The organism is Pseudomonas sp. GG8 (assembly GCF_052976945.1).
The window spans coordinates 999259-1012252 of record NZ_JBRIIP010000001.1; the positions used below are offsets into that span (position 1 = coordinate 999259).

Sequence of the window (12994 nt, forward strand, 5' to 3'; positions counted from 1 at the left end):
CACTTGCCTCGCATCAAGTGGTCGGCGGCAGATAACCTAATGTGCGCAAGGCCCGGGCCAGCGCCTCGACACGCTCCCGGGCCTGGTTTTCAGGCGTGCCGGCAAAGCCGATCAACAGGGCCGGCGACAGGGCATGCTTGATGCGGTAGTCGCTCAAGGCGTAGGTGTGGATGTTGTGCTGGGCCAGTTGCCGGGCGATGTCAGTGTCACTGAGTTCGGGGGACAGCCAGGCGATCAGGTGCATGCCAGCATCCGTCGGAGTGATCCTGAAGAAGCTGCCAATCTGCTTTTCAAGCTGTTCGATCAATGCCTGCTGGCGCGCCTTGTACAGCGCACGCATGCGGCGGATGTGCCCCAGAAAGTGGCCTTCGCACATGAAGTCCGTCGTTGTCGCCTGAAGCAGTGTGGGCGGACTGCGATCCATGACCGCGCGCAAGGTGCAAAAGGGTTCGACCAGGGCCTGCGGCAGAATCACGTAACCCAGTCTCAGTGACGGAAAGAGAACTTTGCTGAACGTTCCGACGTAGATCACCCGGGCCATCTGGTCCATGGCATACAACGCCGGGAGGAGGCGGCCACTGTAGCGAAACTCACTGTCGCAATCGTCCTCGATGATCCAGCTCTGATGTTGCGCAGCCCAGTCGATGAGTGCCTGGCGCCGCGCATAACTCAGCGTGACACCCAAAGGATGCTGGCGCGAAGGCGTACAAAACACCAAACGGGCATCAGGGCACTCGGTCAGGCCTTGCTGGACATCGATCCCCTGTTCATCGATACGCAACGGAATCACCTGAGCCCCCTGGGCTTGCAGCGCAATGCGCGCGGCGATGTGCCCCGGGTCCTCCATCCAGACACTGTCCTGCGGATTGAGCAGCAGCATGCCCAGCAGGTTGAACGCTTGCTGCGCGCCGGAAACGATCACCACTTGCCCGGCACTGCAGTCGATGCCACGCGCATCGAAGACGTATTCGGCAATCGCTGTGCGAAACGCGTGCAAGCCTTGTAACTCGCCATAACCCAGAATGGCCTTGGTTGGCTTGAGCAGATGACGGTTCATCAGGCGCCGCCAGATCGCCTGCGGGAATGCATCATAGGTGCTGTGGCTGGGCAGGAAGGAGGTCGGGGTCGCGGGGTCCCAGTCGGCATAGGACACCCCACGAAAATGATCGCTGCGCAGCGACAGCATCGACTGGCTCAGGTCGGACAGGCGTGGTGGCTGGCGCTGTTGCTCGTCCTCGATACCCCGGCTTTCCCACTCAGTGCCGACATACGTACCGGCGCCAGTGCGCGAGGCCAGGAAACCTTCGGCAATCAGTTGATCGAAAGCATTGAGAATGGTGATCCGCGACAACCCCAACTCGTTGCTTAAGGTCCGGGTCGACGGCAGGCGCACGCCCCCCTGGATTCTGCCGTTGAGTATCTGTTTGCGAATCTGCAGATACAGTTGGCGGTACAGGGGAATGGCACTGGCACGGTCCAGCTTGATAGCCGACAGCAGCAAACCTGCGGGGAATTTCATGACATGCTCGTCTGGGTGAAATGGGATTTGATCTGGAAACCGTCAGGCGACGGGGAGGTAAGGGTATCGAGCGATATCCGATAAGTCATCCGTCTGGCGTTGATGTCCGGCGCAATCCGGTCCCTAGATACCACTGAACAGGCCGATGATCACGGCATTGACCAGGTCTATGAAAAAGTCAGTGTTGTAATGCGTCTTGAAAACGGCGCAGTTCTCACCTCAAAGAAACGATAAAGCCCTGTAAAATCATGGGTCTGTCGTATAAGGATGGCGGAGGCGATGTCTGACTGACAGGTTCTTTCAAAGTCCCAAAAAGGGCAGATTCACGTCACCTCATAAGCGTCCGCTTCTGGCCCTGAGTGTGTAAAAACGCAGCCACTGTTTTGAAGTCTGCGTCGCTACGTAAAATCTGCCAGTGATTGGTTGATCAGTGGATCTGAAATTTGCGTAGGAACGCGATTTCGGCTCCGATTCGGACATTCAAACCGGCTCTAAAACGTTTTTACACAGCCTCGGCCGATTGCTGCCGGTCATGAATGACCGGAATCAACCCATTTCTGCCTTGATCGTAGTGATTGTGAGCTTCTGCATCGCTGTGCTTTTTCCGATGTTGGTATCCACGATCTTGAGTAGGGCGGTCAGGTGGGCTTTTCTCGCTCTAAGCGTTTCGGATATGGATGAGCTGTTTTGTGTCGCAGCGTTCATGGCTTCGATCCTTGGAGTGATTTAAACAGCCCGCGAAAGCAGGCTGTTTCAGGGTAAACGGCTGTTACATCGCGAGCAGATCGCGCGTGCGATGCTGGCTGCCACGGTCTACCAGGTCGCGCCACCTCCAACTGCCCGAGTTTTCACCCTGCTCAGGGATGTCGAGCTTGAACAAGGACACTAGGTCGCGGCCAATCAGGTTGGCTGCAGCGTAAAGCTTACCTCCCACATCAAGCAGCGCTTGGGCGGCTTCATTCCACGTTTCCTCCAGGGCGTCGTGGGCCAGTCGCAAGGCGGTGATGATCAGTAGCTGGCGGCGATGTTGTTCGGTCGCGGTAGTGAGGTTTTTCGCCGCTTTCTGAGCGTCTGTGCTGGCTGCTTTTTCGCCTTCGACATCGCCCCAGGCCACGGCCCGTGCGTAAGCGGAAGCCGCCTGGGTCTCAGCCTGCCGTGCGCTGGCCATCTCTTCCTGCGTTTGCTGGCGAATTTCTTCCAGGCGAGTGCTCAGGCTGTACCGTTTAGCGTTGAGTTCCAATTCATCCGCCATCCAGTTCGCCATATCGGCAATGTAGACCAGCCATGCAGCTTGCCGGGCTCACAGAAGGGAGATAGGAACGTGGTGATGCCGGTCGTCACTACGAAATTTGCTGGTCGATGGCGACGCGGCAGGCCACGTGCGATGCGATTACGAATCACGAAAAGAGATTTCGCTCCGTCTTCGGTTCGGCTATGTCGTCCGGCGAACTCGGTGTGGTGGAGCCGGATTGCCCAGGACGGGTCGGCACGACCTTACAGCGGTGTTGAATTCATTCTTTTGTCAGCGCTTCGGTCGGACGCGACCCCGGCTAGATCGCAGACAAGTCAGCTCCTACGCCCTCCGGGCAGAATCGGCTCCCAGTTTGCTGCGCGACAGCGCGGCGACGAAGGTGGGGCGGGATCTCCTACCGCCTGGCGGCCAGAAGCGGATTTGTAGTGCGACACATACTGCTCTGTGGGAAACGGTTGCGGCGCGTTGTGTCTGGCAGACCTCATTGCCTGATTCGCAGGCACGTCTGCGCCCGCAGATTTGCGAAAATTCGCTTTCTATATTTCAGATAAAAGAAGAGTTTCAGGCACAAAAAAACCGGCTCAAATGGCCGGTTTCTTTGGATCTGTGAGTCGGTAGAAACTCACAATGTGTAGCTATTTGGTGCCCCGAGGGAGACTCGAACTCCCACTCCTTTCGAAAACGGATTTTGAATCCGCCGCGTCTACCGATTCCGCCATCAGGGCTTGATGGGCGCGGAGTATAGAGATGAGATTACCGTTGGTCAATCATGTTTCGTGGTGAATGTTCATTATTTCCGCTAAACTTTCCGGCCCTGCTAGACGAACCCCATCATGCGTGTTGCTGACTTTACCTTCGAGCTCCCTGATTCTTTGATTGCTCGCCATCCTTTGGCCGAGCGTTGTGGCAGCCGCTTGTTGACCCTAGATGGGGTTAGCGGCGCACTGGCGCACCGTCAATTCACCGATTTGCTGGAGCATTTGCGCCCCGGCGACTTGATGGTGTTCAACAATACCCGGGTGATCCCGGCGCGCCTGTTCGGGCAGAAGGCTTCCGGCGGCAAGCTGGAGATTCTGGTTGAGCGTGTGCTCGACAGCCATCGGGTATTGGCCCATGTGCGTTCGAGCAAGTCCCCCAAGCCGGGCACGATGATCCTGATCGATGGCGGCGGTGAGGCGGAGATGGTGGTCCGTCATGACACCCTGTTCGAGCTGCGTTTTGCCGAAGAGGTGTTGCCGTTGCTGGAGCGGGTCGGCCATATGCCGTTGCCTCCTTATATAGACCGTCCCGATGACAGCGCCGACCGTGAGCGTTATCAGACGGTATATGCCGAGCGCGCCGGGGCGGTTGCCGCGCCGACTGCGGGGCTGCATTTCGATCAGGCGCTGCTCGATGCGATTGCGCAGAAGGGCGTTTCAACGGCTTTCGTGACCCTGCATGTCGGTGCGGGTACGTTCCAGCCGGTACGCGTTGAGCTGCTCGAAGATCACCATATGCACAATGAGTGGCTGGAAGTCAGTCAGGACGTTGTCGATGCCGTGGCGGCGTGCCGTGCGCGGGGCGGTCGAGTGATTGCCGTGGGCACCACCAGCGTGCGCTCGCTGGAGAGTGCGGCGCGCGACGGTCAGCTCAAGGCGTTCAGTGGTGACACCGATATCTTTATTTTTCCCGGGCGTCCGTTCCATGTGGTCGATGCCCTGGTGACCAACTTTCATTTGCCTGAATCCACGCTGTTGATGCTGGTTTCGGCGTTCGCCGGTTACCCCGAAACCATGGCTGCCTATGCGGCGGCAGTGGAGCATGGGTACCGCTTCTTCAGTTACGGTGATGCAATGTTCATCACCCGCAATCCCGCGCCGACAGCTCCCAAGGAATCGGCCCCAGAGGATCACGCATGAGCAACACCAGTCGTATGTCTTTCGAGTTGCTGGCCACTGACGGCAAAGCACGTCGCGGTCGTTTGACCTTTCCTCGGGGTGTGGTCGAAACCCCTGCTTTCATGCCGGTCGGTACTTACGGCACGGTCAAAGGCATGCTACCTCGGGATATCGAAGCGACTGGCGCGCAGATCATCCTCGGTAATACGTTCCACTTGTGGCTGCGTCCCGGGACTGAAGTGATCAAGCGTCACGGCGACCTGCACGATTTCATGCAGTGGAGCGGGCCGATTCTCACTGACTCCGGTGGTTTTCAGGTGTTCAGCCTGGGCGCCATGCGCAAAATCAAGGAGGAGGGAGTGACCTTCGCCTCTCCGGTCGATGGCGCCAAGGTGTTCATGGGGCCGGAAGAGTCGATGCAGGTTCAGCGTGATCTGGGCTCTGACATCGTGATGATTTTCGACGAGTGCACACCATACCCGGCTGATGAAGACGTTGCGCGGGTCTCCATGGAGCTGTCGTTACGTTGGGCCAAACGCTCGAAGATCGCCCACGGCGAAAACACGGCGGCGCTGTTTGGTATCGTTCAGGGCGGCATGCACCAGGATTTGCGCATGCGCTCGCTGGAAGGCCTGGATCAGATCGGTTTCGACGGTCTGGCTATCGGCGGTCTGTCGGTCGGTGAGCCCAAGCACGAGATGATCAAGGTGCTGGACTACTTGCCGGGCATGATGCCGGCTGACAAACCTCGTTACTTGATGGGCGTGGGCAAGCCAGAAGATCTGGTTGAAGGTGTGCGCCGCGGTATCGATATGTTCGATTGCGTGATGCCAACCCGCAACGCGCGCAACGGCCATTTGTTCATTGATACGGGTGTGTTGAAAATCCGTAACGCGTTCCATCGTCATGACGATTCGTCACTGGATCCGACCTGCGATTGCTATACCTGCAAGAACTTCTCGCGTGCGTATCTGCATCATCTGGATAAGTGCGGGGAAATGCTGGGGAGCATGCTCAATACCATTCACAATTTGCGGCATTACCAAGTGCTTATGGCTGGTTTGCGCGAGTCTATTCAACAAGGTACATTGGCCGCCTTTGTCGATGCCTTCTATGCCAAACGCGGGCTTCCAACGCCGCCTTTGGATTGATTGAGTACTGAGTTTTCTACCCTCTTAACAAAATTTTGCAATTGGAGTGCTAAATGAGCTTTTTTATCCCTACCGCTTTCGCGGACGCTGCTGCACCTGCCGCCGGTCCTGCTGGTTCGGGCTTTGAATGGATTTTCCTGGTCGGCTTCCTGGTCATCTTCTATCTGATGATCTGGCGTCCACAGGCCAAGCGCGCGAAAGAACAGAAAAACCTGCTGGGCAACCTGCAAAAAGGTGACGAAGTTGTCACTTCCGGTGGTATTGCGGGCAAGATCAACAAAGTGACCGACGACTTCGTGGTCATCGAAGTGTCTGACACCGTTGAACTGAAAATCCAAAAGGCCGCTATCGCTGCCACGCTGCCTAAGGGCACCTTGAAAGCGATCTAAGTTTCAGTCTTTTACCAATCGACGGGGCGCGCAAGGCGCCCCGCGTTATAAGCGGGCGGCGTGATGCTGAACAAATACCCTCTGTGGAAATACGTACTGATCCTGGCGGTGCTGGTGGTCGGTTTTATTTATTCCGCACCCAATCTCTACCCTGACGATCCGGCCATTCAAATCAGTGGCGCAAGCACTGCGTTGCAGGTGAACCAGGCTGACCTGGATCGTGTGAGCCGAGCGCTTACCGATGCGGGCATTACGGTCAAAGGCTCCACCCTGGCCGAGAAGGGCAAGGGCGGTTTGTTGCGTCTGACCAAGCAAGAAGACCAGTTGCCAGCGAAGGACGTCGTGCGCAAGGCTTTGGGTGACGACTATGTCGTTGCGTTGAACCTGGCTCCGACCACGCCGAAGTGGTTGCGCAGCATTGGTGCAAGCCCGATGAAGATGGGTCTGGACTTGTCCGGTGGTGTGCACTTCCTGCTGGAAGTGGACATGGATAAGGCTCTGGATGCGCGCCTTAAGGTGTATGAAGGCGAAGTCAAATCCCTGTTGCGTAAAGAGCGTGTGCGTTATCGCAGCCTGCCGCAACTCGACGGTGGTATCCAGCTTGGTTTCAGCGATGCAGACTCTCGCGAACAAGCGCGTACCCTGATCCGCAAGAGCTTCAACGATTTTGACGTGACCACCAGCGAGCGCGGCGGTTTGTCCGTGCTGCGTCTGGCGATGACTCCGGCCAAGCTGGCCGAGATTCGTGAATACTCAATCAAGCAGAACTTGACCACGGTACGTAACCGAGTCAACGAACTGGGTGTCGCCGAGCCTTTGGTTCAGCGTCAGGGCGCCAACCGTATCGTGGTTGAGCTGCCGGGCGTGCAGGACACCGCTGAAGCCAAGCGTATTCTGGGCAAGACTGCCAACCTGGAGTTCCGTCTGGGCGCAGGTCCTGAAGATTCGAAAGCCACTACCGAGATGTTCGAGTTTCGTGAGGGCGGTCGTCCTGCGGCACCGGTCGAGCGTGGGCTGATCATCACGGGTGACCAGGTGACCGATGCCAAGGCCGGTTTCGACGAACACGGTCGTCCGCAAGTGAACATCCGTCTGGATGGTCATGGTGGCGAGCTGATGAGTCGTTCGACTCGCAGTAACGTGGGTCGCAGCATGGCGGTGATCTTCATCGAGCAGAAGCCGACGACGACCTACGTCAAGCAGATGGTCAACGGTGTCGAGAAAGACGTGCCGGTCCAGACCTTCAAGGAAGAGAAGAAGATCATCAGCCTGGCGACCATCCAGTCGCCGCTGGGTAGCCAGTTCCGTATCACTGGCCTGAACGGTCAGGGTGAGGCGTCCGAGCTTGCGCTGCTGTTGCGTGCCGGTGGTCTGGCTGCGCCGATGTACTTCGCTGAAGAACGTACCATCGGTCCGAGCCTGGGTGCTGACAACATCACCAAGGGTATCGATGCATCGCTGTGGGGCATGTTGTTTGTGTCGCTGTTCATCATGGCGATCTACCGTTTCTTCGGCGTCATCGCCACCGTCGCACTGGCCGTGAACATGGTCATGCTGCTGGCACTGATGTCCTTGCTGGGTGCAACGCTGACCCTGCCGGGTATCGCCGGTATCGTTCTGACGATGGGTATGGCGGTCGACGCCAACGTACTGATCTTCTCGCGGATACGTGAAGAGATCGCTGCGGGCATGACGGTGCAGCGGGCAATCAATGAAGGCTTCGGCCGGGCATTCACCGCGATCCTCGACGCCAACCTGACAACACTGTTGGTCGGCGGCATTCTCTTTGCGATGGGCACAGGCCCTGTCAAAGGCTTTGCGGTGACCATGTCGCTCGGGATCTTTACCTCGATGTTCACGGCCATCATGGTGACCCGCGCAATGGTCAACCTGATCTTCGGCGGACGTGACTTCAAGAAGTTGTGGATTTAAGGGGCTGCCATGTTACGTACGATTAACTTTATGGGCGTTCGCAATGTTGCGTTCGCCTTTACCATGTTCCTTACCGCGCTGGCGTTGTTTAGCTGCTTCCACAAAGGGCTTAACTACGGTCTGGACTTCACCGGCGGTACGCTCATCGAGCTGACTTACGAGCATCCGGCTGATCTTGGCAAGGTGCGTGAGGAACTGGTTACTGCCGGTTACCACGATGCCGTTGTGCAGAGCTTCGGTGCTACCACCGATTTGCTGGTGCGTATGCCGGGCGAAGATCCGCAGTTGGGTACTCAGGTTGCGGAAGCCTTGCGCAAAGGCGGCGCGGATAACCCGGTCACCGTCAAGCGCGTCGAGTTCGTTGGCCCGCAAGTCGGTGAAGAACTGCGCGATCAGGGCGGCCTCGGCATGCTGATGGCGCTGGGCGGGGTATTGATTTACCTGGCCTTTCGCTTCCAGTGGAAATTCGCGGTCGGTGCAATCGTCTCCCTGATTCACGACGTGATCGTCACCATCGGGATCCTGTCGTTCTTCCAGGTGACCTTTGACCTCACGGTGCTTGCGGCTGTGTTGGCGATCATCGGTTACTCGTTGAACGATACGATTGTGGTCTTCGACCGGGTCCGGGAAAACTTCCGGATACTGCGCAAGGCGTCGTTGATTGAAAACATCAACATCTCCACTACGCAAACCCTGTTGCGGACCATGGCGACCTCGATTTCCACCTTGCTGGCAATCGTGGCGTTGTGGGTTTTCGGTGGCGACAGCCTGCACGGGTTCTCCGTCGCATTGTTCATTGGTGTACTGGCGGGTACTTACTCCTCCATCTACATCGCTAACGTGGTGTTGATCTGGCTGAACCTGAGCACTGAGGATCTGATTCCTCCTGTTGTGGCTGACAAGGTTGATGAGCGTCCGTAAAGCCTGAATGCTTTACCGGTTTGGACCCAGAAGGGCGTGAGTGTTGAACTCACGCCCTTTTTCGTACTCCAAGGCTGGGAGTAGCGTGGGAAATTTCGCGCGAGGTTACCAGGAGGTTCAAGTGAACAAGTCGTTGCTAATTGGTGCGGTGTTGGGGGCTGTCGGCGTGACCGCTGGCGGTGCTGTCGCCACGTATAACTTGGTGAAAAGCGGCCCTGAGTATGCAGAGGTGTTGGGTGTGCAACCCATCAAGGAGCAGGTCAAGACCCCGCGTGAAGTGTGCAAAGACGTAGCGGTCACCCGTCAGGCGCCCGTCAAGGATCAGCATCAGATCATGGGTAGCGTGCTGGGTGCCGTGGCCGGTGGCTTGCTTGGCAATCAGGTGGGTGGCGGTAACGGCAAAAAAATCGCGACGGTCGCCGGTGCGGTGGGCGGTGGTTACGCGGGCAACAAAGTTCAGGAAGGTATGCAGAACAGAGATACATACACCACGACTCAGACCCGCTGCAATACGGTCAATGACATCAGCGACAAGGTCGTGGGTTATGACGTGAAATACAAACTGAACGACAAGGTCGGTCAGGTGCGTATGGACCGTGATCCGGGTAACCAGATTCCGGTCAACAAAGAAGGTCAGCTGGTATTGGGTCAAGGCGCTCAGTAAGACGCGTCAGAATCGGCATCAAAGAAAAGCACCTTCGGGTGCTTTTTTTGTTTGTGCGGGGCATAAAAAAACCGGCGAACGCCGGTTTTTATTGTCGACCCTGAGGCTTAGCGCTTCAGCGAGGCCGGCAGGTGCGGTGCGATCGAGGTCAGTACCGCTTTGAAGCACTTGGTGTTGCCTGCAACGATATGACCTTTTTCAAGGAACTCGTGACCGCCGGTGAAATCGCTCACCAGGCCGCCAGCTTCTTGAATCAGTAGTGCGCCCGCTGCCATGTCCCACTCGGACAGGCCCGACTCCCAGTACGCATCGAAACGACCGGCAGCTACATAGGCGAGGTCGAGGCTGGCGGCGCCTGCACGGCGAATGCCGGCGGTCTGACCGACCAGGCTGCGGAACATGCCCAGGTAGTTTTCCAGGTTGTCCATTTGCCCTTCGCGGAACGGAAAGCCGGTACCCAGCAGGGCGCCTTCGAGGCTTTTACGCTGGCTTACGCGCAGACGGCGACCGTTAAGCGCGGCACCACGGCCACGGCTGGCGGTGAATTCTTCCTGACGGACCGGGTCGAGAACCACGGCATGTTCAAGACGGCCGCGGTATTTGCAGGCGATGCTGACAGCGAAGTGTGGAACACCGCGTACGAAGTTGGTGGTGCCATCAAGCGGGTCGATGATCCACAGGTATTCTGTGCCTTCGCCGCTGCCTTCGTGCATGCCGCTTTCTTCGCCAAGGATGCCGTGGGTCGGATAAGCTTTGCGCAGGGCGGCAATGATGTTGTGCTCGGCAGCCCGATCGATTTCAGTGACGTAATCCTTCGCGTCTTTTTCGTCGACCTTGATGGTATCCAAGCGCTCGATGGAGCGGAAAATCAATTCACTGGCGCTGCGGGCGGCGCGCAGCGCGATATTCAGCATGGGCTGCATGGACGTTTCACCTAGGTCGTTAAAGAAAGCCGAACATTGTAGGGCGTAGCATCAATTATTTCCAGCCTGCATAGCGTCCATAGCGTTAATGGGGGTGGTTCTGTAAGATTTGCTCCCCTTTCTCCCGTCTGTGAGAACTTGCATTGCTGCAAAATATTCGTGTTGTCCTGGTCGGTACCAGTCACCCCGGTAATATCGGTGGAGCTGCTCGTGCCATGAAAAACATGGGGCTTTCACGCCTGGTGCTGGTCGATCCACTGGTTTTCCCTAACCATGAGGCTGATGCGCGGGCCTCTGGCGCAAGCGATATCCTGGAAAACGCGCAGGTCGTCGCGACCCTGGAAGACGCGCTGGTCGGCTGCAATCTGGTGCTGGGCACCAGTGCGCGTGATCGGCGAATCCCCTGGCCGCTGCTTGATCCGCGTGAGTGTGGGGTGATGGCGTCCGAGCAGGCGGCGCAGGGCGCGGAAGTGGCGCTGGTGTTCGGTCGTGAATATGCCGGCCTGACCAACGAAGAGCTGCAGCGATGTCACTATCACATCCACATCCCCTCGGACCCTGAGTTCAGTTCGCTCAATCTGGCGGCAGCGGTGCAGGTGCTGGCCTATGAGGTGCGGATGTCCTGGCTCGCAGCGCAAGGGCAGCCGACCAAGGTCGAAAAGGTCGAAGTGGCCTCTGCGCGCAGTGTGGAAGAAGTCACCATGGATGAGATGGAGCTGTTTTACGGCCATCTCCAGTCCACGCTGGTCGATATCGGTTTTCTCGACACGGAAAACCCGCGTCACCTGATGGCACGCTTGCGTCGCCTGTTCGGTCGTCGCGCGGTGTACCGGTCAGAGATGAATATTTTGCGGGGCATTCTTACCGAGACGCAGAAAGTGGCGCGCGGCGAGCCTCATAAACTGAAGGATCAATGATGTTCGAGCGTTTGCGAGAAGATATTCAAAGTGTGTTCCATCGCGATCCGGCTGCGCGCAACGCCTTTGAGGTGCTGACCTGCTATCCCGGCATGCACGCAATCTGGCTGCATCGTTTGTCGCATTACCTGTGGACCCTTGACTGGAAGTGGCTGGCGCGCGTGGTGTCCAATTTCGGTCGCTGGTTGACCGGCATTGAGATTCATCCGGGGGCAACGATTGGGCGGCGCTTCTTCATCGATCACGGAATGGGCATCGTGATCGGCGAAACCGCGGAAATCGGCGACGACGTGACGCTCTATCAGGGTGTCACCCTGGGTGGAACCAGCTGGAATAAAGGCAAGCGCCATCCGACGCTCGAGTCGGGCGTGGTTGTTGGGGCGGGTGCCAAGGTGTTGGGGCCGTTCACGGTCGGTGCGGGTGCCAAGGTTGGCTCCAATGCGGTGGTCACCAAGGCGGTGCCGGCCGGTGCCACTGTCGTGGGTATTCCAGGGCGGATCATCATAAAGTCCGACGACGACGTGGAAGCCAAACGTAAAGCCATCGCCGAAAAGCTCGGTTTCGATGCCTATGGGGTCAGCGAAGATATGCCTGATCCGGTGGCGCGGGCGATCGGTCAGCTGCTCGACCATCTGCAAGCGGTCGATGCCAGGCTGGAAGGTATGTGTGGCGCGCTTAACGCGTTGGGCAGTGATTACTGCGCCAAAGAGCTGCCAGCGTTGCGCGACGAGGTGTTTGATTGCGTGAAAGGCGGCGGCGAAACCAAGGCCGGCTGACGGGTGGGCCGGACTCGCCGGTACTAGACCTAAGGGGTGTGCCAATGCACCCCGGCGTTTGTTATGATGTCGCCGTTGTTTGCGGGTAATCCCGACTGATTTACTCGGTCTTATAGTTGACTTAAATACTCGGGAATAGCATACTCGCACTCATTCCGAACCTCCGTGGTACATGCCATGCGACTGACTACAAAAGGCCGATACGCTGTAACCGCCATGCTTGACCTGGCATTACATGCGCAGCACGGGCCAGTGTCTCTGGCCGATATCTCCGAGCGGCAAGGCATCTCCCTGTCTTATCTCGAGCAACTGTTCGCCAAGCTGCGTCGCAGTAATCTGGTGTCGAGCGTGCGGGGGCCTGGTGGTGGTTACCAACTGGCCCGTGACATGCAGGGCATTCAGGTCGCGCAGGTGATCGACGCGGTCAACGAGTCGGTCGATGCAACACGTTGCCAGGGTCTGGGTGATTGCCATGCGGGCGATACCTGCCTGACTCACCACTTGTGGTGTGACCTGAGTTCGCAGATTCACGATTTTCTTAGCGGTATAAGCCTGGCTGACCTTGTAACTCGCCGTGAGGTACAAGAGGTCGCTCAGCGCCAGGATTTGCGTCGAAATACATGCAGAACGCCCCAGCTGGATAAGATTGAAACGTCCGCCGTCGAATGAACGC

The 12994-nt window shown here is 57.6% G+C and carries 12 protein-coding genes, 1 tRNA gene and 1 pseudogene; 9 read left to right on the forward strand and 5 right to left on the reverse strand.

Annotation, left to right across the window (positions count from 1 at the left end; all coding sequences use genetic code 11):
* Window positions 1-13: 13 nt before the first annotated feature.
* From pdxR to ACVBEG_RS04920, 4 genes and pseudogenes are all read right to left on the reverse strand, one after another.
* On the reverse strand, window positions 14-1519 hold the full coding sequence (gene pdxR / locus ACVBEG_RS04905; protein ID WP_322215125.1) for a MocR-like pyridoxine biosynthesis transcription factor PdxR: 1506 nt from the start codon (window positions 1517-1519) through the stop codon (window positions 14-16).
* A gap of 546 nt (window positions 1520-2065) precedes the next feature.
* Window positions 2066-2224, reverse strand: a complete 159-nt coding sequence (locus tag ACVBEG_RS04910) for a hypothetical protein (protein ID WP_322178121.1) — start codon at window positions 2222-2224, stop codon at window positions 2066-2068.
* 64 nt (window positions 2225-2288) lie between these two features.
* Window positions 2289-2795: pseudogene (locus ACVBEG_RS04915) on the reverse strand (chromosome segregation protein SMC); the annotation flags it as partial.
* A 616-nt stretch (window positions 2796-3411) separates the two neighbouring features.
* Window positions 3412-3496, reverse strand: a tRNA-Leu gene (locus ACVBEG_RS04920).
* Window positions 3497-3604: 108 nt separating this feature from the next.
* Here ACVBEG_RS04920 and queA point away from each other — a divergent pair.
* From queA to ACVBEG_RS04950, 6 genes are all read left to right on the forward strand, one after another.
* A complete protein-coding gene (gene queA, locus ACVBEG_RS04925; RefSeq protein WP_322215206.1) occupies window positions 3605-4669 on the forward strand; it encodes a tRNA preQ1(34) S-adenosylmethionine ribosyltransferase-isomerase QueA in 1065 nt (354 codons plus the stop codon).
* Window positions 4670-4683: 14 nt separating this feature from the next.
* Window positions 4684-5799, forward strand: a complete 1116-nt coding sequence (tgt, locus tag ACVBEG_RS04930; protein ID WP_219061312.1) for a tRNA guanosine(34) transglycosylase Tgt — start codon at window positions 4684-4686, stop codon at window positions 5797-5799.
* Between the two features lie 53 nt (window positions 5800-5852).
* Window positions 5853-6188: a preprotein translocase subunit YajC gene (gene yajC, locus ACVBEG_RS04935; protein ID WP_219061116.1), complete on the forward strand. Its 336-nt coding sequence runs from the start codon at window positions 5853-5855 to the stop codon at window positions 6186-6188.
* Window positions 6189-6251: 63 nt separating this feature from the next.
* Complete coding sequence (gene secD, locus ACVBEG_RS04940; protein ID WP_322178123.1) at window positions 6252-8120, forward strand: protein translocase subunit SecD; 1869 nt, start codon at window positions 6252-6254, stop codon at window positions 8118-8120.
* Window positions 8121-8129: 9 nt separating this feature from the next.
* Window positions 8130-9041: a protein translocase subunit SecF gene (secF, locus tag ACVBEG_RS04945; protein WP_322178124.1), complete on the forward strand. Its 912-nt coding sequence runs from the start codon at window positions 8130-8132 to the stop codon at window positions 9039-9041.
* A 121-nt stretch (window positions 9042-9162) separates the two neighbouring features.
* Window positions 9163-9705 (forward strand): glycine zipper 2TM domain-containing protein, encoded by a 543-nt coding sequence (locus ACVBEG_RS04950; RefSeq protein WP_219061119.1) that lies wholly within the window; start codon window positions 9163-9165, stop codon window positions 9703-9705.
* A gap of 107 nt (window positions 9706-9812) precedes the next feature.
* Here ACVBEG_RS04950 and suhB read toward each other — a convergent pair whose 3' ends face one another.
* Window positions 9813-10628 carry a type III secretion system regulator SuhB gene (gene suhB / locus ACVBEG_RS04955; protein ID WP_322178125.1) on the reverse strand — a complete coding sequence of 272 codons (816 nt, stop codon included), beginning with the start codon at window positions 10626-10628 and terminating at the stop codon, window positions 9813-9815.
* Window positions 10629-10771: 143 nt separating this feature from the next.
* Between suhB and trmJ the strand changes: the two genes are divergently transcribed.
* The 3 genes from trmJ (at window position 10772) to iscR (ending at window position 12990) form a co-directional block, all read left to right on the forward strand.
* A complete protein-coding gene (gene trmJ, locus ACVBEG_RS04960; protein ID WP_322178126.1) occupies window positions 10772-11545 on the forward strand; it encodes a tRNA (cytosine(32)/uridine(32)-2'-O)-methyltransferase TrmJ in 774 nt (257 codons plus the stop codon).
* Window positions 11545-12321, forward strand: a complete 777-nt coding sequence (cysE, locus tag ACVBEG_RS04965; protein WP_447107423.1) for a serine O-acetyltransferase — start codon at window positions 11545-11547, stop codon at window positions 12319-12321. The genes trmJ and cysE overlap by 1 nt, the downstream gene beginning before the upstream one ends.
* A 177-nt stretch (window positions 12322-12498) precedes the next feature.
* Window positions 12499-12990: a Fe-S cluster assembly transcriptional regulator IscR gene (gene iscR / locus ACVBEG_RS04970; protein WP_322178128.1), complete on the forward strand. Its 492-nt coding sequence runs from the start codon at window positions 12499-12501 to the stop codon at window positions 12988-12990.
* Window positions 12991-12994 lie beyond the last annotated feature (4 nt).